The 23,568-nt window shown below is 56.9% G+C and carries 22 protein-coding genes; 7 read left to right on the top strand and 15 right to left on the bottom strand.

Annotated features, from left to right (window positions below):
- Positions 1 to 38: 38 nt before the first annotated feature.
- From HSW_RS03155 to HSW_RS03090, 14 genes are all read right to left on the bottom strand, one after another.
- Entirely contained in the window at positions 39 to 1,133 is a 1,095-nt protein-coding gene (locus HSW_RS03155; protein ID WP_044000796.1) for an RluA family pseudouridine synthase, read from the bottom strand.
- 134 nt (positions 1,134 to 1,267) lie between these two features.
- Positions 1,268 to 1,900, bottom strand: a complete 633-nt coding sequence (locus HSW_RS03150; RefSeq protein ID WP_044004050.1) for an OmpH family outer membrane protein — start codon at positions 1,898 to 1,900, stop codon at positions 1,268 to 1,270.
- A 44-nt stretch (positions 1,901 to 1,944) separates the two neighbouring features.
- Entirely contained in the window at positions 1,945 to 2,625 is a 681-nt protein-coding gene (locus tag HSW_RS03145) for an OmpH family outer membrane protein (protein ID WP_044000795.1), read from the bottom strand.
- A 42-nt stretch (positions 2,626 to 2,667) separates the two neighbouring features.
- A complete protein-coding gene (gene bamA, locus HSW_RS03140; protein ID WP_044000794.1) occupies positions 2,668 to 5,199 on the bottom strand; it encodes an outer membrane protein assembly factor BamA in 2,532 nt (843 codons plus the stop codon).
- Between the two features lie 9 nt (positions 5,200 to 5,208).
- Positions 5,209 to 5,955, bottom strand: coding sequence for an isoprenyl transferase (locus tag HSW_RS03135; RefSeq protein WP_044000793.1), 747 nt, complete (start codon positions 5,953 to 5,955; stop codon positions 5,209 to 5,211).
- A gap of 154 nt (positions 5,956 to 6,109) precedes the next feature.
- Positions 6,110 to 6,868 (bottom strand): type IX secretion system protein PorG, encoded by a 759-nt coding sequence (gene porG / locus HSW_RS03130; protein WP_052346057.1) that lies wholly within the window; start codon positions 6,866 to 6,868, stop codon positions 6,110 to 6,112.
- A 42-nt stretch (positions 6,869 to 6,910) separates the two neighbouring features.
- Entirely contained in the window at positions 6,911 to 7,792 is an 882-nt protein-coding gene (locus HSW_RS03125) for a DUF6089 family protein (RefSeq protein ID WP_044000792.1), read from the bottom strand.
- 128 nt (positions 7,793 to 7,920) lie between these two features.
- Positions 7,921 to 8,814, bottom strand: a complete 894-nt coding sequence (locus HSW_RS03120; protein WP_044000791.1) for an NAD kinase — start codon at positions 8,812 to 8,814, stop codon at positions 7,921 to 7,923.
- A gap of 38 nt (positions 8,815 to 8,852) precedes the next feature.
- Complete coding sequence (locus HSW_RS03115) at positions 8,853 to 10,145, bottom strand: BamA/TamA family outer membrane protein (protein WP_197031932.1); 1,293 nt, start codon at positions 10,143 to 10,145, stop codon at positions 8,853 to 8,855.
- 191 nt (positions 10,146 to 10,336) lie between these two features.
- Positions 10,337 to 11,014: a CBS domain-containing protein gene (locus HSW_RS03110; RefSeq protein WP_052346055.1), complete on the bottom strand. Its 678-nt coding sequence runs from the start codon at positions 11,012 to 11,014 to the stop codon at positions 10,337 to 10,339.
- A 159-nt stretch (positions 11,015 to 11,173) separates the two neighbouring features.
- On the bottom strand, positions 11,174 to 11,950 hold the full coding sequence (locus HSW_RS03105; RefSeq protein ID WP_044000790.1) for an alpha/beta fold hydrolase: 777 nt from the start codon (positions 11,948 to 11,950) through the stop codon (positions 11,174 to 11,176).
- A gap of 5 nt (positions 11,951 to 11,955) precedes the next feature.
- Positions 11,956 to 12,573 (bottom strand): anthranilate synthase component II, encoded by a 618-nt coding sequence (locus tag HSW_RS03100; RefSeq protein ID WP_044000789.1) that lies wholly within the window; start codon positions 12,571 to 12,573, stop codon positions 11,956 to 11,958.
- 75 nt (positions 12,574 to 12,648) lie between these two features.
- On the bottom strand, positions 12,649 to 13,170 hold the full coding sequence (locus HSW_RS03095) for a CvpA family protein (RefSeq protein ID WP_044000788.1): 522 nt from the start codon (positions 13,168 to 13,170) through the stop codon (positions 12,649 to 12,651).
- A gap of 75 nt (positions 13,171 to 13,245) precedes the next feature.
- Positions 13,246 to 13,710 (bottom strand): GatB/YqeY domain-containing protein, encoded by a 465-nt coding sequence (locus tag HSW_RS03090; protein WP_044000787.1) that lies wholly within the window; start codon positions 13,708 to 13,710, stop codon positions 13,246 to 13,248.
- A gap of 168 nt (positions 13,711 to 13,878) precedes the next feature.
- Here HSW_RS03090 and HSW_RS03085 point away from each other — a divergent pair, with 168 nt between their 5' ends.
- From HSW_RS03085 to HSW_RS03055, 7 genes are all read left to right on the top strand, one after another.
- Complete coding sequence (locus HSW_RS03085) at positions 13,879 to 14,592, top strand: pyridoxine 5'-phosphate synthase (protein ID WP_044000786.1); 714 nt, start codon at positions 13,879 to 13,881, stop codon at positions 14,590 to 14,592.
- A gap of 112 nt (positions 14,593 to 14,704) precedes the next feature.
- Positions 14,705 to 15,721, top strand: a complete 1,017-nt coding sequence (mnmH, locus tag HSW_RS03080; protein ID WP_044000785.1) for a tRNA 2-selenouridine(34) synthase MnmH — start codon at positions 14,705 to 14,707, stop codon at positions 15,719 to 15,721.
- A gap of 76 nt (positions 15,722 to 15,797) precedes the next feature.
- Positions 15,798 to 16,841 carry a selenide, water dikinase SelD gene (gene selD / locus HSW_RS03075; protein ID WP_044000784.1) on the top strand — a complete coding sequence of 348 codons (1,044 nt, stop codon included), beginning with the start codon at positions 15,798 to 15,800 and terminating at the stop codon, positions 16,839 to 16,841.
- 72 nt (positions 16,842 to 16,913) lie between these two features.
- Entirely contained in the window at positions 16,914 to 17,507 is a 594-nt protein-coding gene (locus HSW_RS03070) for a hypothetical protein (protein WP_155832800.1), read from the top strand.
- A gap of 181 nt (positions 17,508 to 17,688) precedes the next feature.
- Positions 17,689 to 19,584 (top strand): ATP-binding protein, encoded by a 1,896-nt coding sequence (locus HSW_RS03065; RefSeq protein ID WP_044000782.1) that lies wholly within the window; start codon positions 17,689 to 17,691, stop codon positions 19,582 to 19,584.
- Positions 19,585 to 19,745: 161 nt separating this feature from the next.
- The gene (locus tag HSW_RS03060; RefSeq protein ID WP_052346054.1) at positions 19,746 to 20,525 is read left to right on the top strand and encodes an alpha/beta fold hydrolase; all 780 of its coding nucleotides are present in this window, start codon (positions 19,746 to 19,748) and stop codon (positions 20,523 to 20,525) included.
- A 127-nt stretch (positions 20,526 to 20,652) separates the two neighbouring features.
- Positions 20,653 to 21,363 (top strand): SAM-dependent methyltransferase, encoded by a 711-nt coding sequence (locus HSW_RS03055; protein ID WP_044000781.1) that lies wholly within the window; start codon positions 20,653 to 20,655, stop codon positions 21,361 to 21,363.
- 19 nt (positions 21,364 to 21,382) lie between these two features.
- On the opposite strand, the gene feoB is transcribed toward HSW_RS03055, so the two are convergent.
- Positions 21,383 to 23,566 (bottom strand): ferrous iron transport protein B, encoded by a 2,184-nt coding sequence (gene feoB / locus HSW_RS03050; protein WP_081768234.1) that lies wholly within the window; start codon positions 23,564 to 23,566, stop codon positions 21,383 to 21,385.
- Positions 23,567 to 23,568 lie beyond the last annotated feature (2 nt).

Here is a 23,568-nt window from a genome sequence, read left to right as displayed (position 1 = left end):
TAGCGGCCCTTTTTACGTTTCAAAGTTATGCAAGGAGCTTATTCGTTCTCGGCGGCATACTGCTCCCATCGGGCCAGCAGCTCCACGAAATCGGCCGGCAATTCTACCTCAAACTGCAGATGCTCACGCGAAACAGGGTGCTCAAACCCCAATGACTTGGCATGCAAAGCCTGCCGGGGCATTAGCTCTAATGTTTTCTCCGCAAAAATTTTGTAAGCCCCCGTGCGCTGCCCGTATACGATACGGTCGCCGCCATAGGTAGCGTCCCCGAACAACGGATGGCCGATGTGCTTCATATGAACCCTGATCTGGTGGGTACGCCCAGTTTCAAGGTTGCATTGTACCAGGGTCACCTTCCCGAACGTACGCAGCACTTTGTAGTGCGTCACGGCGTGCCGACCTTGGTCGCCCTCCGGAAATACGGTCTGCACCTTCCGGTCCTTGAGGCTGCGACCAATATGCGTACGGATGATGCCTTCCGTTTCCTTGGGAACTCCCCATACTAGCGCCAAGTAGGTTCGCTCGATGGTGTGGTGAAAAAACTGGTTGGAAAGGTGCGTCATGGCATACTCCGACTTCCCAATGACGAGCAGCCCTGACGTATCCTTATCGATACGGTGAACCAGTCCTGGGCGCACCTCGCCGTTGCGGCCCGTAGGCAGGCCCTGCAGGTGATGCGCTAAACCATTGACCAGCGTGCCGCTCCAGTGGCCGAAAGCCGGATGCACCACCATACCGGCGGGCTTATTCACCAGCAATAGTTCGGCGTCCTCGTAGCGAATATCCAGGTCCATAGGTTCAGGCATGACCTTGAACTCCTGGGGTGGCTCGGGTAGCGTGATGGTGATGACATCAAAGGGTTTTACCCGATAGTTCGACTTTACCGGCCGGTCGTTCACCTGCACCGCTTCGGCCTTGATGGCGTTCTGAATTCGGGTGCGAGAGCTACTGTGCAGCCGGTTTAGCAGAAACTTATCCAGCCGCAACAGTTCTTGCTTACGGTTGGCCGTGATGCGGTGATGCTCATACAGTTCGTCGCCACGCTCCTCATCGTCTTCCTCCTCAACAGCCGCCGCAGCTACCGGAACTGGCGGTTGGGCAAGGTACTCCTGGTCTTCTTCCGGCTCCGACATACGGCTCAAATCAACGGGGTGTGTTCACGCAGCTGCTCTGGGGCGGGAGCGGCAAGTGGGTGTCTATAAAACAGCAACAGCCGGAGCATATGCCCCGGCTGCGCCGATGGTCAGGTCAGAAACAGGACGGCACCTTATTTCTTGGTTTTGGTCTTGGTTTTAGTAGTCGAAGCTGCTGGTACGGCCGAAGGAGCCGGGGCAGCAGGCGTAGTCACCTTAGGAGCGGTAGCCGCGCCGGGCGTAATACCCATCTTCTTTAGAATCAGATCCGATACGTCGCCCTCCTTGGGTCCGTGGAGCAGCACCGGGCTGGCACCATCGGAGTTCAAAATGTAGGTGAAGCCGTTTTCCTCAGCCACTGCATCGATGTTCTTCTGAAGCTTATCCAGAGCCGGCTTCAGCAGCGCCTGCTGCTTCTGCTGCAACGAAGCCTCCGCGTTCTGCTGGAACTCCTGGATAGATTGCTGCAGATTCTGCAGTTCCTTCTCCTTATCAGCGCGCACCGGATCCGACATGGCAGCGGCTCCTTTCTGGTAGGCTTCGCCTTTCGTGCGGAAGTCAGTGGCTTTGGCATCCAACTGGTTTTTGAGTTGGGTGCTATAGTCTTTCAACTGCGACTCAATCTGCTTGCTTTCGGGCATCTGACTCAGCACGTATTCCACGCTGGTATAGCCAATTTTCAGCGGTGCGGCAGTCTGAGCCATCGAAGCCGTAGCCGTAGTGAAGGTAAGGGCGGCAGCAGCCAGCGCAACGCGGAATTTGTTCATGGTGGTCATCAAAAAGGAAAAGTCAGAGAGTTAGATACGCAAAGTTACTTTTTTCGGGTTGCCGGCCGCGTAGTAGTGCGGGCAGGCTGTCGGCCGGGCACCGGCTCCTCTTCCGCAACCGTGTCGCCGGCAGGCGTTTGCGGAGTAGCTACAGTTTTCACCGTGCCTTTCTGGGCCGGCTGGTTACGGTCCTCAGAAGCCAGACCCAGCTCTTCCAGCACAAATTCCGTGTAGTCATGCACGGGATTTGTGTAGAGCATGGTCAGGTCACCGGACTTATCGAACATAATAGCCAGCTGTTTCTTCTTGGCTACTTTTTCGACGGCTTCGAATACCTTGTCCTGCACCGGCTTGGTGAGTTCCTGGCGTTTCTTGAAGAGTTGGCCCTCAAATCCAAATATTCGGTTCTGGTAAGCTTTAATATCCTGCTCCTTCTTCAGAATCTCGTCCTGCCGCTTTTTCTTCATAGCTTCCGTAAGAACCACTTCTTCGGCCTGATAATTCCGGTAGAGCTTATCAAGGTCCTTTTTTTGGGTCTCGATGTCCTTCTGCCAGTTCGCCGAAAGTGTATTGAGTTCCTGCTGCGCTTGGGTGTAGTCGGGCAGCTTGCTCAGGATGAACTCCGAATCAACGTAGCCGAATTTCTGCGCCTGGGCGGTCTGCGGGCCCATCACTCCACATAGCAGCCCCAGTAAGGCCGCCGTCCACAAAAACAATTTGTTCATACAGATAAGAAGGAAGAGGTACGGCCCGCCGCGCCGCTAGGCTTAGCGGATCTGCTGACCTATGATGAAATGGAAGCGGCCGGCTTCTTGTTTCTGCCCGGCGCTCTGCACCGGTACTTTGTCGAAACCCCAGCCGTAATCGAACCCTAGCAAACCGAATGCCGACATGAAAATCCGGGCACCTATCCCGGCAGAGCGGTACAGCTTGTATGGGTTATAGTTGGTGTACTGCTCGAAGGAGTTACCAGCTTCCGCAAACCCCAACACATACACTGTGGCTGCCGGGTTCAGACTGACCGGATAACGCATTTCCATCACGAACTTATTGTACACTACCCCACCGGCCGAAGACTGTCGGGCCGTGGGCAACGCATCGGCTTCGTTCGGGTCAGCGTAACCACGAAGGCCCACGTATTCGGTACCGGCAATGAAGTTAGAAGAACCGCCGTAGCCCAGGCCGGCTCCGCCCAATTTAAACCGCTCAAACGGCCCAATAGGACGGGCACTGTTATAGCTGCCGATGAAGCCGAAGTGCGCCCGGGTGTTCAGTACCAGTTTACCTACGATGGGCGAGAACCAAGAGGCATCGAACATCCATTTGTGAAATTCCACCCATTCGTTCACACTCGGATGCGAACCGGGGAACAGTGAGTAGGGCGGCGTCAGATTTACGCTCAACGACAGGGAAGAGCCGCGCCGCGTAAAGGTAGGATTATCGATACTGTTCCGCGACAACGTGGTGTTTAGCGTCACGTTGGCCGCATTGCCCGTGCCGGTCGGGAAGAAGTTAGCCCCAAGCCCCGGATAGTTGTTCAGCTTATACTGTGTGATAGACAGAGCATTGCTCAGCGTAAAGTAGTCATCGGGCCAGCGTAGCCGGCGGCCCAGACTTACACTGGCTCCGTTGGTTTTCAGGTAGCTACCAGTGCTGGCATCGAAGTTGGTACCAACGCGGTAAATCGTTTTAGTCAGGCTTACCGACAGCGAGTTAGGCTTGCGCCCTCCCAGCCACGGCTCCGTAAAGGAGAAGGAATAGGCCTGATACTGCAAACCGTTGGCCTGTACGTTCAGCGCCAGACGCTGGCCGTCACCGGCAGGTACTGGCGTCCAGTTGCGCAGGGTACCGGCTTTGCGCAGTGAGAAGTTATTGAATACGAGACCTACCGTACCGATAAAGCCTGCATAGCCACCCCAGCCACCCGAAAGTGTGATCTGGTCAGAAGGCTTCTCCTCCACCGTGTAGTTGATGTCCACCGTGCCGTCAGCTTGGTTGGGCACCGGGTTCAGGCCGATTTTCTCGGGGTCGAAGTAGCCCAGCGTGGCAATTTCGCGCTGGCTCCGGATGAGCTGCTCCCGGCTGAATTTGTCGCCGGGCAGCGTGTAGAGGGCGCGGCGCACGACGTGGTCAGAGGTTTTGGTGTTGCCGGCAATATTCACATCTTTGATGCGGGCCTGCACACCTTCCGTCACGCGCATTTCAATGTCGATGGAGTCGCCTTCCACCTTGGTTTCCACCGGCTCAATCTGAAAGAACAGGTAACCATCGTTCATATAGAGCGACGTCACGTCCTGGCCCGTAGGGTTATAGTTCAGGCGCTTGTCCAGCGTTTCCTTGCTGTACACGCTGCCTTCCTTGATACCCAGCACCGAAGCCAGTGTCTTGTCATCGTAGAGGTAGTTACCCTTCCAGGTGATATTGCGGAAGTAATACTTCGGTCCCTCATCTACTTTCACCGTCAGACGCAGCCCCTCACCTACCCGGGCCAGGGAATCCGAAATAATGGTTGCGTCACGGTAGCCTTGACTGTTGTAGAACTCAATCAGCTTGTCTTTGTCGTCGGCAAACTCCTTGGCCTGATACTTACCGGAATTGAACAGCTTCGGAAACTTCTTCTCCTTTGTTTTCTTGAACTTGCCTTTCAGCTTGCCATCGGAGAAGGCTGTATTGCCTTCAAACACGATGTCGTTGATTTTCACCTTTGCCCCCTTGTCCACGTTGATAAGCAGCACCACGCTGTTCGACAACGCTGAGTCCGGCTTCTGCGTGATATTCACTTTTGCATCTAGGAAGCCCTTGTTGGTATAGAACTTCCGCACCTGGGAGCGGGTATTGCTCAGCAGTGCATCGGTCACCACCTTGCCCCGAATCAGCTTGATTTTGTTCTTCAGTTCATCAGACTGGCCCTTGCCAATACCTGTGAACTCGAACTTCGACAGCCGGGGCCGTTCCTTCAGGTTGAAATCCAGGAAGATGCTGGAGCCTTCAGTGCGGGCAATGCTCACGCTTACATCGCCCAGAATGCCTTGGTCCCAGAGCCGACGAATAGCTTTGCCGATTTCTTCCCCCGGAATAGTAATCGGGTCCCCTACTTTCAGGCCACTCAGCCCGATGAGCGTATTAGCATCCAGGTAGCGGGCTCCGCTGATGGTAATTCCCCCCAGCGTGTAGCGCTGAGGCTGTGTACCATCGGCAGTGGCCGGCTGGGTCTGAGCCAAAGCAGTGGTTGCGGGAGCGGTACCCAGCGCCAGTGCCAGCGCGGCTACCGGAATAATTTTATGGTAGGAAGAACTCATGTTCTGCGATTACGAAACGGTTAGCTGCTCACTGGTTTTCCCGAACCGACGCTCCCGCTGCTGGTAAGCACGCAAGGCCTCGTAAAAATGCTCGCGCCGAAAATCAGGCCAGAGCAAGTCGGTAATAAACAGTTCCGTGTAGGCCAGCTGCCACAACAAAAAGTTACTAATGCGCTGCTCGCCACTGGTACGAATCAGCAATTCGGGGTCCGGAATACCAGCCGTGGAGAGGAACCCCGCCACCGTATTTTCCGTAATGTTTTCAGGATGCAGGCGGCCAGCCGCTACCTCAATGGCCATACGCTTCGTGGCCTGCGTCAGGTCCCAACGGCCACTGTAGCTCAGGGCCAGCAGCAGGGTAGTACCTGAACCGCTTTTAGTCAGTTCTATTGCCTCTGCTAATTCCTTCTGACAGGAAGCAGGCAGGTTTTCGATTTGCCCGATAGCCTGAAGCCGAATGTTATTTTTCAGCAGCGTTGGCGTTTCCTTGCGGATAGTATGTACCAGCAGCTGCATCAAAGCCATTACCTCATGTGCGGGCCTCGACCAGTTTTCGGTCGAGAAAGCATACAGCGTTAAGTAGCGCACTCCAGCCTCGGCGGCAGCCTCCACGGTTTCCCGCACCGCCGTAATGGCGTTTTGGTGCCCGAAAATGCGCAAACCGCCTTTCTGCTTGGCCCAACGGCCATTGCCATCCATGATGACAGCTACGTGAGCGGGAATATTCTGGGAGTCAATCTCGGACCGGACGGCCATTGGTACTTTTTGCGTAAAGAGGCCGCAAGTTACGCAAATGGTTGCATTCCCCTCTGCCCGATAACCACTTGCGACCTGTACGCTAAAATACGAACTGCCCCTGGCATTTCGTATGCCAGGGGCAGTAGACCGCTTAAAGCGTCCTTTTATCCACTCAATCCTTCTTCTTCCCTTTTTCCTGGCTCTTATCAGGGCATCGGATTTTGTAGAAGGTATAAGAAACGCTGATACCATTGTGAAAATACCAGTCTTGGTCATGGGAGTTACCTACAAGGTCATTTTGCCCCCGTGACTTGCCATCGACATGGTCCAGATTGTCAGTGAAAGTTTTTCGGGCTCCAGCCTCCAGCCCCAAGTTCCAATGCTCCGACAAGGCATATTTAAAGCCCAGTCCGGCTGGAATTGCTAAGCTTACCAAGCTTGATTTCTGATTCAGCTGCGGCTGAGTGGTACTGGCTGTTTCGGTATTGGCATAGAAGCCTGCTAGCCCGATGAACACATATGGCGTGAAATGAACCTTGTCGCGCCGGTTATGGTAGTCGAAGAAATTGTACTCCACCCCGCCGGACAGCTCCAACAAGCTACCTTTCATATTCGCGTCCCGGTAAGCGGCCAGCGGTGGAGTATTGCCATTGGTACCGCGCACGTTCCGGTCATCAGCGCGCAACATTCCTCCCATCAGGCCGGCGCGTAGGGTAACAGGCCCTGAGATATCCTTACGATAAAAGGCTGTAAGGGCGGGGCGGTTGTTGCGAAACTGATAATTAGGTGACAATTCGCCTTTGTAGGATAGCCCTCCAATACCAATTCCTAGTTCGCTGGTGTTCTGTGCAGCTGCCGTATAGGCAAAAAAAACACTCCCTACCGGCAAAATACCGATAAGGAGCGTTTTGAAGGCGTTCAAATTCGTCATACTGACTGGCTGGTGGAGGAAACTAGACAGCCAGAGTACTGACTATCTGAATTTGGGGTTACGTACTCGCGGAGCGAGGATGTAGTTAACTGATATACCCAAGGTAGAGTACCAGTCCTTTTCATTGCTCTTACCGCGCTGACCACCTGCTTGGTTAGCCTCCGAGTAAGTGTCAGGGCGACCATTCGTGATATCAAAGCCAAAGTACTTGGCAGCATCCGAACCGAGGGTATTGCGGTCAGTTACGTAGTTCGTGCTTACGTCGTCAAGGTAATCAGTGAAGGTTTTGCGGAAGCCCAGTTCGATACCAACATCGAAGCTTTTGTTGAGCTTATAGCGGGCACCTGCACCGAAAGGAATTACAAACTGCGTTAAGCTATAAGTGCTTGCCTGGCCTTCGGTCTTCAACGGCTGCAGGTTCACAATATTGCCTTCTGCATCTTCGCCTTTGGGATTGTGGTGGATTACACCCACCCCGGCAAATACGTACGGGACGAAATCGGGACGTTTGATGTAGTTGTTGCGGTTTTCGATCAGGTCAAAAACACCGGTGGCTGCCAACTCCAGAATGTCGTTACGGAAATTCATGTTCCGGGTGTAACGGAATTTCGCGTCAGGATCCGACTGGTCAGCAGCCTTGGCATCGTCGCCTGTGATACGGCCATAGGCAAGCGAAGCACGACCCGAAATACGTGGGGCAAAGCGACGGGTGATGGACAGGCCGATGTTAGGACGGGTGGCACCGGCGCGGAAGCTAGGAATACTGGGCTTCGGCGTGATATCACCGAAATATGCCATGCCATTCAGGGTAACACCGACGGAGTTGTACTGTTTCCGCTTGCTGAATTGCTGCGCACTCGCCTCCGACGCTACCAGCGCGAGGACCAGCAACAGGGCCAAAGTGTGGGTGAAGAGTTGCTTCATATGGAGCGAAATTTAGAGATATCAAGCTGAGAAAAAGTGCGAAAGAATCGTATGTACACGGTTGCAGTCAGCGACAAAAGTAGACGATGCCGGGAACTAAAAAAACATTTTCTGTAAAAACTCTACAGTCATACCGGGATTCCGGCGGGATTCCGACGGTCAAGGCCCCAGTTCAACTTACTGCGCAAGGTACTCAGGAAGTTAACATGATTCAGCTTTACCAGACGAGCACTGAAGTTTTCTCGGCGAACTGCAATCTGAATTCCGGCCTCTACAGTCTTGGAGCGGGAATCGAGGGAAAGAAGGAAATTATTGCTTCTCCCCTCTATCTCGAAGGAAATCACGCTCCGGTCGGACACAATAAGAGGCCGCACGTTCAGATTGTGGGGACATACGGGAGCAATGATAAAATTGTTCGTTTGGGGGAGCATCACCGGGCCCCCGCAGCTAAGCGAATAACCGGTAGAGCCGGTGGGAGTAGCTACAATCAGCCCATCAGCCCAGTAAGAGTTGAGGTATTCTCCATCAATGTAAGTATGCACCACAATCATGGAGGAAGTGTCACGTTTGAGGATACTGAACTCGTTGAGACCGAAATTTATGTCTCCGAAAGTATCGGGGTCGGTATCTACCCGGATGAGACTACGGTCTTCCAGCACGAAATGACCTTTAAACAGGGCATCAATGGCTTGAGCAATCTTATCGGGAGAGATGGTAGCCAGAAACCCCAGACGGCCGGTGTTGATGCCAAGAACAGGGATTTGCAGGGCACCTACGTAGGTAACAGTATCCAGCAGAGTACCGTCGCCCCCAATGCTTAGGACAAATCGGGTGCCTGCCAGCGAGTCACCACGGTGAAAAGTGGTGATACCTTCCGGAAGCTGAATATGCTGGCTCAGATACTCGTGAAACGTATCGAGAATGCGCACCTCTGCCTGTCGACGGATCAGATCGTCCATCATTTCCTGCATAAAGGCAGTCTGGTTTTCGTCAAAAGGCTTACCCAGAATGGCTATTTTCATAACAAAAACATAACCCAGCCAAGGCCGGGCAGAAGGGGTCAGATGGGAAACTGGGTACGAAAGAAAAAGCCGCCCTGCTGCTCGCGGTTGCGGGCATATTCCAGCGTGAAAACCCAATCGTAGTACGTGGCGAGGTGTAAGGCTACCCCGGTTGAAGCTAAAAACCGGTTAGGCAACCGGTTGACCGGTAATACGGTAGGCTGCCGAACATAGCCTACATCGACAAAGGTATTTAAATAAAATACCAGCGGAATACTATTGAAACGAGTGCTCTGCAATCCGCTGATCTGCATCTTACCCAAATCGAATAGTCGGTACGTGAGTCCTTGCTGCAACAGGCCCAAGTGGCGTCCTTCTATTACGTACGCATCATAGCCGCGTACCAGCAGATCGTAGCCAAAGGCGCGGTTGTCAGGGTAAGCCAGCTTTTCAGCGAAGCGCATTTGCCCTACTGCCCCGATACTATAGTAAAAAGGACCGCCTAATGCCACATAGCGGGCATAACGGCCGCGCAACGTGAAGCTGTTCGGGCTGCGGTTGGCCAGAAAAGCCCGGTAAGTGAGGCTCACCTGGGCGTATTGCCCGGTAAGGGGGTAGGCAAAAGTATTACGCTGGTTAAGGGTGCTTATCAGACTGATATCCACGTACTCGCGACGCGGGCCATTCAGGAAGTAATCCGGGTTATAGTAAAGGACTGAATCAGAAACCCGCTCATGGTGGTAGGCCACATCCAGGGCCGTAAGGTGCTGCACCGTCCGGCGCCAACGCAGACCGAGGGTGGCGTACTGCCGCTCAATTGGAAAGGCATCTTCCTGGCGCAGGTTACGAAGCTTGTCGCTGACGGTGGCGTAGTCGAGGGCATGGCTGCGGTAGTAGGAGTAGCCGGCTCCGAACCCGATGCGGCGGCGGCGGCCATAACCGGGGGCCTCATAGAACAGCTCGTACTTCCGGTTGAAGCCCAGTTGCAGGTTGCCCAGCAGCTGCTCGTTACGCCCCCGAAAGTTGCGCCGGACCACATGGATACCATAGTCCACCCGCTTCCACCGGTCAGAGCGGTCGAGCCAGGAGCGGAAGTTGCGGTCGGCCAGGGAGAAGATAGGAATGGGGAAGGTGTACCACCGTTCCTGCATGCTGTAAAGAATGGTCAGTTCTCCATCCCGGCATACGGCCTGCACCAGCACCTGATGAAACAACTGCAGGTTGAAGAGGCGGCGGCGGTTGACTTCAAGGCGGCGGATCAGGGTGGAGGCCGTCAGGGTATCGCCTTCCTGAAAGTCCAGCTCGGCGCGCAACACCGGCTCCCGGGTTACTTTATTGCCTACGAATAGCACACGGCCGACCCGGAATACAGGATAACCGGAACATTGCGCCTGCACTAGGCTATCATTAGCGGACCGGCGGAGGGAATCGGGAGGAAACGCGGTGGTTGCAGCAGGAACGGCCATGGCCGGATAGGAGGATGCCACCGGAAACAGACCGCGCACCAGCAGCAATAGGAATAATAGCACTGCCCGTCCCCGCGCTAGATGTTAAGGTAGCGCAACAGGGCGTCGTAGCGCTCCTGCTCATCCTCGGTTACTTCGCCGGTGCCGCTGAACTGCGCCGTAATAGAGTAGCCGAAACGCTCCAGCGTGGCAATAATGCGAGTAATATTGGGCGTATTGAGTTTAAGAGTCAGCCGAATACGGTAAGGATCATGCTCATCCTGCGCTACGTGGGCACTCATGATCTTCGCGTTGTTTTCCTCCACATAACGGCTGATTTGGGTGAGCGAATAGTCCCGCTCCTCCATGGCCAGCACAATAATTCCCTGCTGATTGGTAGCGACGGGCACTTTGCCAAAAGCTGCCAGCGTATCACTTACCGTCACCACACCCATATACTCATGCTGCGCATCGAGCACGGGCACAAGCTGGATTTTATTCTGAACGGCCAGCTCAATAATGTTGTAGAAGTGCTGATCATGCTGCACATGCACCTCACCGTAGTTGAGTGGCAAGCTGCCTAAGTCACACGCTGTTCCTTCCCGGTCAATCAAATCTGATTCGGTAACGAGGCCTTTATACTGCCGGTTATCGAGCACAGGTAATTGACCGACGTGAAACTCTTCCAGCCAGCGGGCAGCCTTCTCCGTCGAATCCGTCACCTTCAGGGGCGGAATCATTTGATTCAATAAATCTTCGGCGAGGATAGAATTCATCGGAGAATAGGCAGTTAGGCGAAACGAGAAGCAGGGCGGCGGGGCAGTATAAGCGTTTTACCCAAAGGAAGGTTTTCCACTGCATACCTACGTACATCGGCAGCTAAAAGAGTGGGAGTACCGGATGAATAGTTGCACCCGGCCGATGAAAGCCGTCCATTACCGGGCAATTGCCGTGCTGGTATGCTCCAGAAAACCCAGCAGTAGCTGATTGAACTCCCGGGGCCGCTCCATCATGGGGGCGTGGCCGCAGTGGTCGAGGAAGCGTAACTCAGCGGCTGGCAGCAACCGGTGAAACTCGTGGGCTACCACGGGAGGCGTGATGGTATCGTTGAGCCCCCAGACCAGCAGCGCCGGCACCGTGATGCGGTGCAGGTCCTTGGCCAGATTATGCCGCTGGGCCGACCGCGCTATACTGATGATGCGCAGGCACTTGGCGTTGGAGTTAGTCACATTGAACACCTCATCCACCAACTCACGCGTCGCAACTGCCGGATCATAGAACGTGTAGGCCACCCGCTCCTGCACAAACCCGTAGTTGCCGCGCTTAGGGAAGGAGCCTCCCATGCCATCCTCAAACAGGCCGCTGCTGCCGGTGAGTATTAGCCGGCTTACCCGCTTGGGGTTCTGGAGAGTGTACACTAGGGCGATATGCCCGCCCAGGGAGTTGCCGAGTAGCGTACAGGGTTGCGTGAGGCCGATTTCCGCCAGAAAATCCTCCACAAAGCTCACCAAGCCCGGAACGCCGGCTTTCAGCAGTGGCATTTCATAGATGGGAAGCAGCGGAATGATTACGCGGTAGCGCGGGCTGAATTCCTCCACTACGTCTTCCCAGTTGCTGAGGGCCCCGAACAGGCCGTGCAGCAGCAGCAGCACCTCACCGGTGCCTTCATCGACGTATTGAAACTCGTTTTTTTCCTTGATCTGCAATTCCATCTTCTCTAGGAAATAACCCGCCCGGCCGGGGCCGCAGAGGCGGGGTGTGCAATGATACAACTCTTGACCCAATTGCCGAGTAACGCCAGACCGTGAGGCGTCAGGAGGGCTTCGGGGTGAAACTGCACGCCATGCAAAGGCAGCGTACGGTGGCGCAGGGCCATAATTTCATGGGCGTCATCGGTGGTAAAAGCCAGGGCTTCCAACGTAGCCGGCAGGTGCGGTAGTATAAGGGAATGGTAACGGGTGACGGACATCCGGGCGGGCAACTGCTGGCATAGGGCATCGGCCTGCGTCCATTCGATTTCCGATACTTTACCGTGCATCGGTCGTTGCCCCCGCACCGCCCGGGTACCAAAGAATTCTCCCAGCGCCTGGTGCCCCAGGCACACGCCCAGCATAGGCAGGCGAGCATGAAACAGTTGAATAACGTCCATCAGGTTGCCGGCCTGAGCCGGGGTACCCGGACCGGGCGACAGCACCACGGCATCCACCGCCAACTCCTGCAGCTCACATATGGGCACATTGTTTCGGCGTACTTGCACCTCGCACCCCAACTGCCGGAAGTAATCCAGCAGATTATAGGTGAAGGAATCAAAGTTATCCAGCAATAACAGACGCATGCCGTGAGATACCCGAGTAAAGTGAGTGGCGGAGCCGATAACTGAACAGGCTATCTGACCACTCAGTTGCGTTTATCAGAATACTTCCCGCAGTCTGTCGAGCAGGGTGCCGGCGAAAGGCAGCACAAAACTCACGAGACTAAGGGCTACCGGAGTGGCTTCGCGCACAATGGGCAGCACCTGCGACTCGGCCACCAGTTGGGGCGAAATCACCTGTAACCCCGCCAACCCGATACCGTGTAGCAGTAGGCTCAATCCCAGCACCCACTTGAGTACGCCGCTGGCTGCGCCGCCCAGGTTGTCCAGTACACCCAATGGGGTGAGATGCACTGCTTTTTTAATAAAGGAGCTTAGCAGATTTACCCCCCACACGATAGCCGCGAATACCAACACGAACGATACCAGCGGGAGCAGGCCGAAGGCTTCGCCCACGTACTGCCGCACTAGCGGAATAGCATCGTTGAGCAACGCCAGCCCGCCTACCACACCCAGCACGAAGGCCAGTAAGGAGGCCACTTCCAGCACCAGCCCGCGTCGGTAGCCCTGCACAGCTCCAATACCCAGCGGAATCAGCAGCAGAATATCGAGGGCAGACATAGGAGGGGAGTTATGAGAGTTGAATTATGAGTCATGATTTCAAGTAGCTCATCACTCATAATTCAACTCTCATAATTACAAATTAGTGTTGTTGAGCAGGTTATTGACAGTCTGGGAAATCAGTCGGCCATCGGCCAGCCCAGCCAACTCGCGGGCAGCTACGCCCATTACCTTGCCCATATCGGAGGGGCCAGTGGCACCCACGCGCTGAATAATATCCACCAGCTTCTCTACCAAGTCGGCTTCGGAAAGCTGTTGGGGCAGGTATTCTTCAATGATGGCCAGCTCGTTAAGCTCTATTTCTTCCAGGTCGGAGCGAAACTGCTTGTTGTAGGTTTCGGCCGCTTCCCGGCGCTGCTTGGCCTGCTTGGTCAGGAGCTTGATTTCGGCATCGGGCGTGAGGGCCGCGCCGTGCTGGCCTTCGGCAGTTTCGGCCAGCAGAATCTGGGACTTGATGCTGCGCAGGGTGGTCAGGCGCACTTTGTCTTTGGCCAGCATGGCCTTTTTAATATCAGCGTCGATGGTTTCTTTCAGAGCCATGGGAAGGGGGATTAGGAAGGTGCAAGATTACGGTTTTTACAGGCAACCGGGGCCGACAGCACGGTATACGGGCTGCCACCGGCCTTGGGCAGCCCGAAACTACAACGCCGGCCCGCCGGTTTAGCTACGTACCTTTGACTACGTACCACCCATTGTGCCGCTCCCGATATGACGAAGCTTAGTGTAAACATAAATAAAATAGCTACCCTCCGGAATGCCCGGGGCCACAACCGCCCCGACCTGCTGCAGGCCGCCCGCGACTGTGAGCGGTTCGGGGCACAGGGCATTACGGTGCACCCCCGCCCCGATGAGCGCCACATCCGCTACCAAGACGTGCGCGACCTGAAGGCCGTGGTAACCACCGAGCTGAACGTGGAAGGCAACCCGACCCCCGATTTTCTGGACCTAGTGCGGGAGGTACGGCCCGAGCAGGTGACGCTGGTACCCGACGCCCCCGATGCCATTACCTCCAATGCCGGCTGGGATACCATCCGCCATCAGGACTACCTGCGCGATATAGTAGCCGACCTCAAAAGTATCGGCTGCCGCGTCAGCATTTTCCTTGACCCCGTTGCCGAACTGGTGCGGGCCGCCGCTACTACCGGTACCGACCGGATTGAGCTGTACACCGAAGAATACGCCCGCCAGTACCACGCCGGTGCCGAGGCGGCCCTGCGCCCCTACCGCGAAGCCGGCCTGCTGGCGCAGGAGCTGGGCCTGGGCCTCAACGCCGGCCACGACCTCGACCTCGACAACCTGGCGTACATGCACCAGCACCTGCCTGGTCTGGTGGAAGTGAGCATCGGCCACGCTCTTATCTGCGACGCGCTGTACTTGGGGCTGGAAAATACCATTCAGCTCTACCGCCGGCAGCTCAAGTAAGATGGTGAGTGGTAAAATGGTGAGTTTGACGTTCTATTTGCGCTAACTGCGCCGTTAGAACATAAACCGCACCACTCACTACCCACCATTTCACCACTTACCATTACCTCCTGTGCCGCGTCTTCCGCTTACTGATTTTCTGCAAGGCCACTCCGAGTCACCTATTCTGGATGTGCGCGCGCCGGTGGAATATGCCCACGGCCACATGCCGGGGGCGGTAAGCTTTCCGCTGTTTTCAGATGAGGAGCGGGCCCGCATCGGTACCACTTACAAGCAGATGAGCCAGGACAAGGCGGTATTACTGGGGCTGGATTTCTTCGGGCCGAAGATGAGCCAGCTGGTGAAGCTGGCCCAGAAGCTGGCTCCGCACAAGCGGGTGCGGGTGCACTGCTGGCGGGGCGGTATGCGCTCCGGTGCGGTACTATGGCTGCTGGAGTTGGCGGGCTTTCAGGTAGAGTTGCTGGATAAGGGGTACAAAGACTACCGCCGCTGGGCATTGGCCGAATTTGCTCAGCCCCGCGCCCTATGGGTTCTGGGCGGCCTCACCGGCTCGGGCAAAACCGACGTCCTGCACATCCTTGCCGACCGCCAGCAACCTGTCCTCGACCTGGAAGGGCTGGCAAACCACAAGGGCTCGGCTTTTGGCAGCATTGGCCAGCCGGCCTCGCCCACGCAGGAGCAGTTCGAGAACAACCTTGCTGCTGAACTAGCCGCGTTTACCCCCGATACTACAATCTGGGTAGAAGACGAAAGCCGCACCATCGGGCCGGTGCACCTGCCGGCCCCGCTCTACGAGCAGATGCATGCCGCTCCGCTGCTGTTACTGGAAGTACCCCGCCAACAGCGCGTACGTAAGCTGGCCGAGGAGTATGGCCGCCACGACCCGGCTGCGCTGGCCACTTCCATCCTGCGTATCCGGAAGCGGCTGGGCGGTTTGGTCACCAAGGAAGCATTGGCGGCCATCGGCGAAGAAGACATGGAAAAGATGGTCAGTCTCGTACTCGACTACTATGACCGCACTTACAGCCATGGCCTTGAGGGCCGCCGCATTATCCCCGTGCCTTCCGATACCTGCGACCCGGCCGTAAATGCCGAGTTGGTGATGCGAACAGCACAGATGGCGCAGTAACGTACCGGGGTCGTCTGCCCAACGGTTCTCAACCCAATCAATTTCCTCGCGCCTACTGGCGCGCAACTCCCCGCTTATGACCGAAGAAATCCGCCTCACCCAATATAGCCACGGCGCAGGCTGCGGCTGCAAAATTGCGCCCAAAGTCCTCGACCAGATTCTGCATACCAGTATTCCGCAGCCCCACGATGCGCAACTGCTGGTGGGCAACTCCTCCCGCGACGACGCGGCTGTATACGACATCGGGGGCGGGCAGGCTATCATCAGCACCACCGACTTCTTTATGCCCATCGTGGATGATGCCTATGATTTCGGGCGGATTGCCTCGGCCAACGCCATCAGCGACGTGTATGCTATGGGCGGCCGGCCGGTCATGGCCATTGCTGTGCTGGGTTGGCCTATTGATAAGCTGGCGCCCGAAGTGGCCCGTCGCGTAATTGAGGGCAGCCGCAACATTTGCGCCGAGGCGGGCATTCCGCTGGCCGGCGGCCATAGCATCGACTCACCGGAGCCCATTTTCGGGCTGGCTGTGACGGGGCTACTCGACATCAAAAACCTCAAACAGAACGACACCGCCACGGCCGGCTGCGAACTGTTCTTAACCAAGCCGCTGGGCGTGGGTATACTTACCACAGCCCAGAAACGCGGCATCCTGCGCCCCGAACATGTCCACATTGCACCCCAGAGCATGATGCAGCTCAACAAAATCGGGGCAGAACTGGGCCAGTTGCCCGGCGTGCGCGCCATGACCGATGTAACGGGGTTCGGGCTGCTGGGCCACCTTTCGGAAGTATGCGAGGGAAGCAACCTTACGGCCGAAATCAGCTTTGCTAAGGTGCCGCTGCTTCCCGAAGCCGAGGAATACCGGCAGCAAAACGCCATTCCGGGCGGCACGGTGCGCAACTGGGATTCATATGGGCACAAAGTCGGCCCCATCACCGACGAGCAGCGGGCCTGGCTCTGCGACCCCCAAACGTCGGGTGGGCTGCTGGTATGCGTGGAGCCAGCGGACCAGGATGCGGTACAGGCCGTATTTGCGCAGTACGGCCTGAAGTTGGAGTCCTTCGGTACCCTGCGCGCCCACGTGGCCAATGAGCCCTGGATTATTGTAGGTGCTTAATAACTAACCTGAACGCATCCATGTCGGCCCCGATGGTTATCCGTCGGGGCCGATAGTCGTAGTAGCCTTTCCATGAAGCTTCTCTCCTTTCTGCGCCCGTTGCTGGAAATAGCCGCCGTTGTTACCGCTATTATTGTGGGGTTACGGCTGGTTACCGGGCTTTTCGGACGTAAAAGTCGAGCGTATCGGCCCACATTTATGCGGCAGTTTTCCCTGCTATTCTGGCCGTTGCTGTGCCTGGGCGTGGGCTTGCCGTTTCTGGGCTCGTTCTTCTATGCTGGCACATTGGCAGTGTATGAACTGGTTCTGCTGACAGCCGTAGCCGCCGTGGTGCTGGGGTTTTCGGTGCCGGCCTTTGTGTTGCATGCCCGCTATTATGCCCGCAACCTGGAAACCACCCTGGTTTTCGATCCTAAGCAGAATACCCTGGAAGTGTACGAGGGCACGCGGCACATTCCGTTTGGCAAAAGCGACCTAGTGCGGGTAGAACGGGTTACGTGCCAGTCGGAGCGTTTATTCTGGAGCCCGTACAACTATCTACAGCTGCATTTACGTACAGGTGAGACACTTACCCTCACCTCAGTCCTTACCAAACTGGAGCCGGTAACGGAGTTTTTGCGCAATACCCCGCTGGAAAGGCGGCGCAGGTGGTTCTGCTGGATCTGAGTTGGTGGTTGCCCTGTGCGAAACGGTTCAATTTGCTTTTTCACTCGTTTAACTGCTCTTTTCGCCTGCTTATTCAAGTCGGACAGCTGCCTATATTTGTTGAGTGCCTTCTACCCCGGTATAATCTTCCGTAACTGAAGATACTGCCGGGCTTACTCATGCCTGTTGCCCACCGTTACCGATGCGGCGTTTCCTGCTGGTTGCGTTTTTGCTCTGTTGCCTTGCCGGTACGGTAGCGGCCCGTGCGGCGGCTGTCCCGGCGTTGCTGCGCCAGCTCCGGACACAGCCTGCCGACACAGCTCGGGTCCGGCTCCTGAATGAGCTTTGCTACGCGCTGCACGATAATGAGCCCACCCGCGCCCTGCCCTACGGTGAGCAGAGCGTAGCACTAGCCCGGCGGCTCAACCATTCCCAGGGCTTGCTCCGGGCCCTGCTGAACCTTGCCAGCTGCTACGCCAACCTCGCCGACGGCCCCCACGCCTTGCAGCTGCAGCAGGAAGCTCTGCTACTAGCCCGCCGGCTCCGCTCCAACGACGGGCTGGTGCGCAGCTATACGGGCATGGGCGGGGTGTACCACGAGCGGAATGATACGGCCGCCGCCCTGCGCAATTATCGCCGCGCCCTCACTTACGCCTACCTTCCTGATGTGCAGGTACGCAGCCAGCTGATGCTGTTCGGAAACCTGGGCAACCTGTACTTCTACCTGAAACAGCAGCAGGAAGGCCTTGTCTTCACGCGCCGGGCTCTGCAGCTGGCCCGCCGCACCCGTGACCGGGCGGGCGAGTCGTTGTACCTAGCCGATCTGGGTTCATTTTATATGCAGATGAACCAGCTGGACACGGCAGAAGGACTGCTGCGGCAGGCGGTTTCCATTGTTGAGCCCTTGCATAACCACCGGTTTGAGGCCGGTCATCTGGAGTTACTAGCAACGGTACTGCTGCTGCAGAACGAGCTACCGGAGGCCGAGCAGCTGACCCGCCGGGCCCTGCGCTTAGCCCGCCAGATTGACTACAAGGAACGAGTGCTGGACAGCTATAATCTGCTGGCCGAAATCAACGTAAGCCGCAAGCAATTTGAGGAGGCCTACGAGTGGCAAAGCCGGTTCCGCGACCTGAACGACAGCCTCAACAGCCGCTCCCGCGTGCAAACCCTCACGGCCCTGCAAACCCGCTACGAAACCGCCGACAAGGAACACCTGATCCGGCGGCTGACGGAGCGGGAATCGGTGATGCAGCAGCGTAATCGGGCGCTGTGGGGCGCCATTGCGGCACTGTTGCTGGGCCTGGGTGGCATGGCGTACCTCTACACCAAGCTCCGCCGCAGCCGGGCCGAGCTTTCCAGTAATCATCGGGCACTGGAAGAGGTAACGAAGGAGCTCCGGCAGCTGGCCGCCTCCAAAGACCGACTTTACGCCATTGTCGCCCACGATTTGCGTGGTCCGGTCACCTCTTTTGCCGGCGTTACGGAGCTGATTGACTTCTACCTCAAACAAGGCGACGAGGACGGACTGCGCCGCCTGCCCGCACTGGTTCGGCAGTCAGCCTATCAGCTCAATCATTTGCTTGACAATTTATTAAACTGGGCCGTAAACCAAACCGGGGAGCTGGCTTTCCGACCCAAGCGGCTGTTGGTAGCCGATCTGTACCAGGAGGCCACCCGCCTGTACGCCAACGCCGCCGAAGCCAAGCAGATTACCTTCCATCTTGACTGCCCACCGCATGTGGCCGTGTGGGCCGATGCCCACATGACCGAAACAATTCTGCGCAATCTGGTAGGCAACGCCCTGAAATTTACCCCGGCGGGAGGCAGTATTTCTTTGCGAACTGAGGCTGGAACCGGAGGAAATGTGGCGCTGTGCGTGCAGGATACCGGCTCCGGTATAGCACCAGACCAGATAACCGCCTTATTTTCCCCCGATGGTCTGGCCCCGCTGCGCGGCTCCCGCTCCGGCACCGGTCTTGGCCTCCTGCTGTGCCGGGCTTTCGTTGACCGACAGGGTGGATCTTTGGCAATTGAAAGTACGCCCGGGCAAGGTACCACGGTGTGCGTGCATCTTCCGGCCGCCCATCTGGAGTAAGTTGCCGCTTGCCAGATAACTGACACGGGAGTAACCCTGCTGAACAGCCCTGGCACGAAGATACTGTGAGCCCATTTTTGGCACCTATAACCTGGCGTGCCCCGGTAACGGACAACTCCCAACGGGCAACTCCATTCACGAAGCCCCATCTTTGCATTCTTATGCTGCAACTACACTTCCGCGAAATGGGGCAGGGAGCCCCGCTCGTGATTCTGCACGGCCTGTTTGGCACCCTCGACAACTGGCAGACACTAGCCCGCCGCTGGGCCGAGGCCGGCCACCGGGTCATTGTGGTGGACCTACGCAACCACGGCCGCTCCCCCCACGCCCCCGAGCACACCTACACCCTGATGAGCGAGGACTTGCTGGGCTTGTTCGACCAACTCCAGCTCGGCCCCGACACCACGCTCATGGGCCACAGTATGGGTGGTAAAGTGGCCATGCGCTTCGCCCTCGACCATCCGCAACGCCTGGGTAAGCTGATTGTGGTGGACATTGCCCCGCGCTTCTCCGATATGGAGCACCAGGACAGCGTAATTACCGGCCTCAATGCCGTGCCGTTAGCCGCGCTGGAGAACCGCCAGCAGGCCGATGACGCCCTGGCCCAGCACATCCGGCAGATGGATACCCGGCAGTTTCTGCTCAAAAACCTGTACCGCCGCGACGATAATAGCTTCGCCTGGCGGCCCAACCTGGCCGTTCTCACGGCCGGCATGGCCCACGTTGGCGAGGAAATCACCGCCGCCCAGCCCTTTCTCAAGCCAACCCTGTTCATCCGCGGTGGCCTCTCCGACTACATCAATGCCGACGATAAGCTGCACGGCATCCCGGCCCTGTTCCCCAACTCGCAGGTAGAAACCGTGGTAGATGCCGGCCACTGGGTCCATGCTGAAAAGCCTGAGGAAGTCTTCGGGCTAGTCAAAGCGTTTATCGGGAATTGAATGGCTGAACTGTTGAATGGCTGAAAGGATATAAGGCTGAGTCGAGAACCGATAAGCAGCCAATAGCCCCATTTACCCATCCAACATTGCAACTATTTTACCCATTCACCCTTTTACCCATTCCCCGTTGAAAACCGGCACGCTTTACCTGATTCCCACTATTCTGGCCGACGATACGGCTGCCCAGGTGCTGCCGCCGCAGGTGGCACAACGAGTGGCCGCGCTGCAGTATTTTCTGGTGGAAAACGCCCGCACAGCGCGTCGTTTTATCAAGAGTGTTGTCCCGCAGCAGGTAATTGAGGAGCTGCGCATCAGTGTAATCGACAAAGACAGTACCGAGGCCCAGATTCAGGCGGCCCTGCAGCCGCTGGTAACGGGCCAGGATGCGGGCGTGATTTCCGAAGCCGGCTGCCCCGGCATTGCCGACCCCGGGGCTGAGCTGGCCCGCCGGGCTCACCAGCTGGGCGTGCGGGTGGTGCCGCTGGTAGGCCCATCGTCGCTGCTGCTGGCTCTGATGGCCTCGGGCATGAACGGGCAGAGCTTTGCCTTTCACGGCTATCTGCCCATCGAGCGAGGCAAGCGCGTGGCTGCTTTGAAGAAGCTGGAACAGCAGGCCTTACAACAGCATCAAACCCAGTTGTTCATCGAAACTCCCTACCGCAACCTGCCTCTGTTGGAGGACCTGCTCAACACGTTGCATCCGGGCACCCGCCTCTGCGTAGCCGCCAGCCTCACCGCCGAAAACGAGTACATCCGCACCGATACCATAGCCGGTTGGAAGAAAAAGCCCCTGCCGGAAATTCACAAGCAGCCCGCAGTCTTCCTGATTGGTCAGTAGCGTGCAGCGAAGCGTCTTGCTACTTCATTAATTGGTATACCAGCAAGGAGGAGAAATACGCCAGCCCTGTCATGTAAAACAGCTGCAGCATGGGCCATTTCCAGCCTTTGGTTTCGCGGTACGTAGCGGCCAGCGTGCTCATGCACTGCATAGCAAACACGTAGAATACCAGCAGAGAAAATGAGCGAGCCGGGGTGAAGAACGGCTGGCCGTTACTGTCTTTCTCAGCAGCCAGCTTCTGCTGCACGGTGAGCTGATCCGCATCCTGACCCACGCTGTAAATAGTACTCATGGTGCCTACAAACACTTCTCGTGCCGCAAATGAGGTAAGCAGCGAAATGCCGATTTTCCAATCGAAGCCCAGCGGGCGGATGGCCGGCTCGATGAGGTGCCCGAAGTGACCCGCGTAGGAGGCTTCCAGCTTTTCGGAAGCCACGCGGGAGTCAATTTCAGCCAGTGTGAGGCCCTGTCGGCGGGCTTCCGTGGTGGCCCGCTCGCCGGCCTGTTCTATGGCTGAGCCCGGCCCGTAGGAGGCCAGTACCCAGAGCAGAATGGAAATGGCCAGAATCACCTTGCCGGCCTGAAATACGAAGGCCTTCACCTTCTCCACGATGGTGATGCCCACGTTTTTCCAGCGCGGCCAGCGGTACACCGGAAATTCCATGATGAAGTAGCTCCGCTCGGTGGTTTTGAGCAGCAGCTTCATAGCCCAGGCCGAGAGGATGGCCGCGAAAAAGCCCAGCAGGTACAGCCCCATCAAAGCAAAGCCGCGCAGGTTGAACACGCCCAGCACGGCCTCATCGGGCACCACCAGTCCAATCAGCACGGTGTACACCGGAATCCGGGCCGAACACGACATAAGCGGCGTCACGAAGATGGTGATAATCCGGTCCTTACGGTTTTCGATGGTGCGCGCGCTCATGATGGCCGGCACGGCGCAGGCCACCCCCGAAATCAGGGGCACGATGCTTTTGCCGTTCAGCCCGAACCGCCGCATGATGCGGTCCATCATGAACGTCACGCGGGCCATGTAGCCGGTTTCCTCCAGTACTGCAATGAAAGCAAACAGCAGCGCAATCTGGGGAATGAAGATGAGCACGCCGCCCAAACCGGCCAGCACGCCTTCGGTCAGCAGATTAATCAGCGGCCCATCGAAATTGGTTTGGATCAGTCCGTTTATCCAGGCCACGCCCTGGTCAATCAGCTCCATGGGGTAGCTGGCCCAGGCAAACACCGCCTGAAACATCAGAAATAGCACCCCGAAGAAAATCAGGTAACCCCACACCTTATGCGTGAGCACCTTATCAAGCTTGTTGCTGTACGGCTCGTTCTGCTCGGTGCGCGTTACGGACACGCAGTTAAGTAGAATCTCGTTGATGCGGCCGTAGCGGGCAATAGTTTCCTGGGCCTGCCGGGCCATGGGCTCGAACCCGTACTGCGCCGTCAGGGCCTGCATGTACGCCCGGTCCTCGGGCGTAAGCAGACTGATGTGGCGGTACTGGTGAGCGTAGTGCAGTGCCAGATAGTCGTTGTGCAGCTGGAAATGCTCCCGGATCTGCTGGAGCATCGGGTGCAAATCCGCCTCTGGCTCGTAGAACCGCTCCGTAGGCGCGTTCAACGTTTGCGCCATAACGATTTTGAGCGCCGTAATGCCCACGCCTTTACGGGCGTTCATCGGGATGATGGGCACGCCCAACTCCTGCTGCAACGCCGGAATGTCAATCTGAACACCGTGCTGCTCGGCCACGTCCATCATGTTCAGGGCCAGCACGGTGGGCAGGCCCATGTCAGCCAACTGAGTGAACAGTAACAAGTTGCGTCGCAGGTTACTAGCGTCCACCGTCACCACTACGAAGTCGGGGTACTGGGGGCTGGCTTTGTCGTAGAACAGGTCAGTAATGACCTTCTCGTCGAGGCTTTTGGGATAGAGCGAGTAAGTGCCTGGCAGGTCCACAATTTCGGCCCGGTGCTGGGCCGTGAGCTGACTGATGCCCGTTTTGCGGTCCACTGTCACGCCCGGGAAGTTGCCTACTTTCTGGTTGAGGCCGGTAAGCTGATTAAACAGCGAAGATTTGCCCGAGTTGGGGTTGCCTACCAGCGCAATGCGCGTGAGCGGGCCCGGCTGCCGCAGTGCGGCCGTTTCCAGTTGCACTGCCGACACCCCCGCGCCGGCCCGGCCGGATAGTAGTTGTCCGCCTGCCATGT

Source organism: Hymenobacter swuensis DY53, from assembly GCF_000576555.1.
Classification (GTDB): Bacteria; Bacteroidota; Bacteroidia; order Cytophagales; family Hymenobacteraceae; genus Hymenobacter; species Hymenobacter swuensis.
This window is presented reverse-complemented; position numbering and strand designations above follow the sequence as displayed.

Excerpts from the sequence above, each read along its gene's own strand:
- HSW_RS03155 (WP_044000796.1), bottom strand. The coding sequence starts at position 1,133 with ATGTCGGAGCCGGAAGAAGACCAGGAGTACCTTGCCCAACCGCCAGTT.
- HSW_RS03150 (WP_044004050.1), bottom strand. The coding sequence starts at position 1,900 with ATGAACAAATTCCGCGTTGCGCTGGCTGCTGCCGCCCTTACCTTCACT.
- HSW_RS03145 (WP_044000795.1), bottom strand. The coding sequence starts at position 2,625 with ATGAACAAATTGTTTTTGTGGACGGCGGCCTTACTGGGGCTGCTATGT.
- bamA (WP_044000794.1), bottom strand. The coding sequence starts at position 5,199 with ATGAGTTCTTCCTACCATAAAATTATTCCGGTAGCCGCGCTGGCACTG.
- HSW_RS03135 (WP_044000793.1), bottom strand. The coding sequence starts at position 5,955 with ATGGCCGTCCGGTCCGAGATTGACTCCCAGAATATTCCCGCTCACGTA.
- porG (WP_052346057.1), bottom strand. The coding sequence starts at position 6,868 with ATGACGAATTTGAACGCCTTCAAAACGCTCCTTATCGGTATTTTGCCG.
- HSW_RS03125 (WP_044000792.1), bottom strand. The coding sequence starts at position 7,792 with ATGAAGCAACTCTTCACCCACACTTTGGCCCTGTTGCTGGTCCTCGCG.
- HSW_RS03120 (WP_044000791.1), bottom strand. The coding sequence starts at position 8,814 with ATGAAAATAGCCATTCTGGGTAAGCCTTTTGACGAAAACCAGACTGCC.
- HSW_RS03110 (WP_052346055.1), bottom strand. The coding sequence starts at position 11,014 with ATGAATTCTATCCTCGCCGAAGATTTATTGAATCAAATGATTCCGCCC.
- HSW_RS03105 (WP_044000790.1), bottom strand. The coding sequence starts at position 11,950 with ATGGAATTGCAGATCAAGGAAAAAAACGAGTTTCAATACGTCGATGAA.
- HSW_RS03100 (WP_044000789.1), bottom strand. The coding sequence starts at position 12,573 with ATGCGTCTGTTATTGCTGGATAACTTTGATTCCTTCACCTATAATCTG.
- HSW_RS03095 (WP_044000788.1), bottom strand. The coding sequence starts at position 13,170 with ATGTCTGCCCTCGATATTCTGCTGCTGATTCCGCTGGGTATTGGAGCT.
- HSW_RS03090 (WP_044000787.1), bottom strand. The coding sequence starts at position 13,710 with ATGGCTCTGAAAGAAACCATCGACGCTGATATTAAAAAGGCCATGCTG.
- HSW_RS03085 (WP_044000786.1), top strand. The coding sequence starts at position 13,879 with ATGACGAAGCTTAGTGTAAACATAAATAAAATAGCTACCCTCCGGAAT.
- selD (WP_044000784.1), top strand. The coding sequence starts at position 15,798 with ATGACCGAAGAAATCCGCCTCACCCAATATAGCCACGGCGCAGGCTGC.
- HSW_RS03070 (WP_155832800.1), top strand. The coding sequence starts at position 16,914 with ATGAAGCTTCTCTCCTTTCTGCGCCCGTTGCTGGAAATAGCCGCCGTT.
- HSW_RS03065 (WP_044000782.1), top strand. The coding sequence starts at position 17,689 with ATGCGGCGTTTCCTGCTGGTTGCGTTTTTGCTCTGTTGCCTTGCCGGT.
- HSW_RS03060 (WP_052346054.1), top strand. The coding sequence starts at position 19,746 with ATGCTGCAACTACACTTCCGCGAAATGGGGCAGGGAGCCCCGCTCGTG.
- feoB (WP_081768234.1), bottom strand. The coding sequence starts at position 23,566 with ATGGCAGGCGGACAACTACTATCCGGCCGGGCCGGCGCGGGGGTGTCG.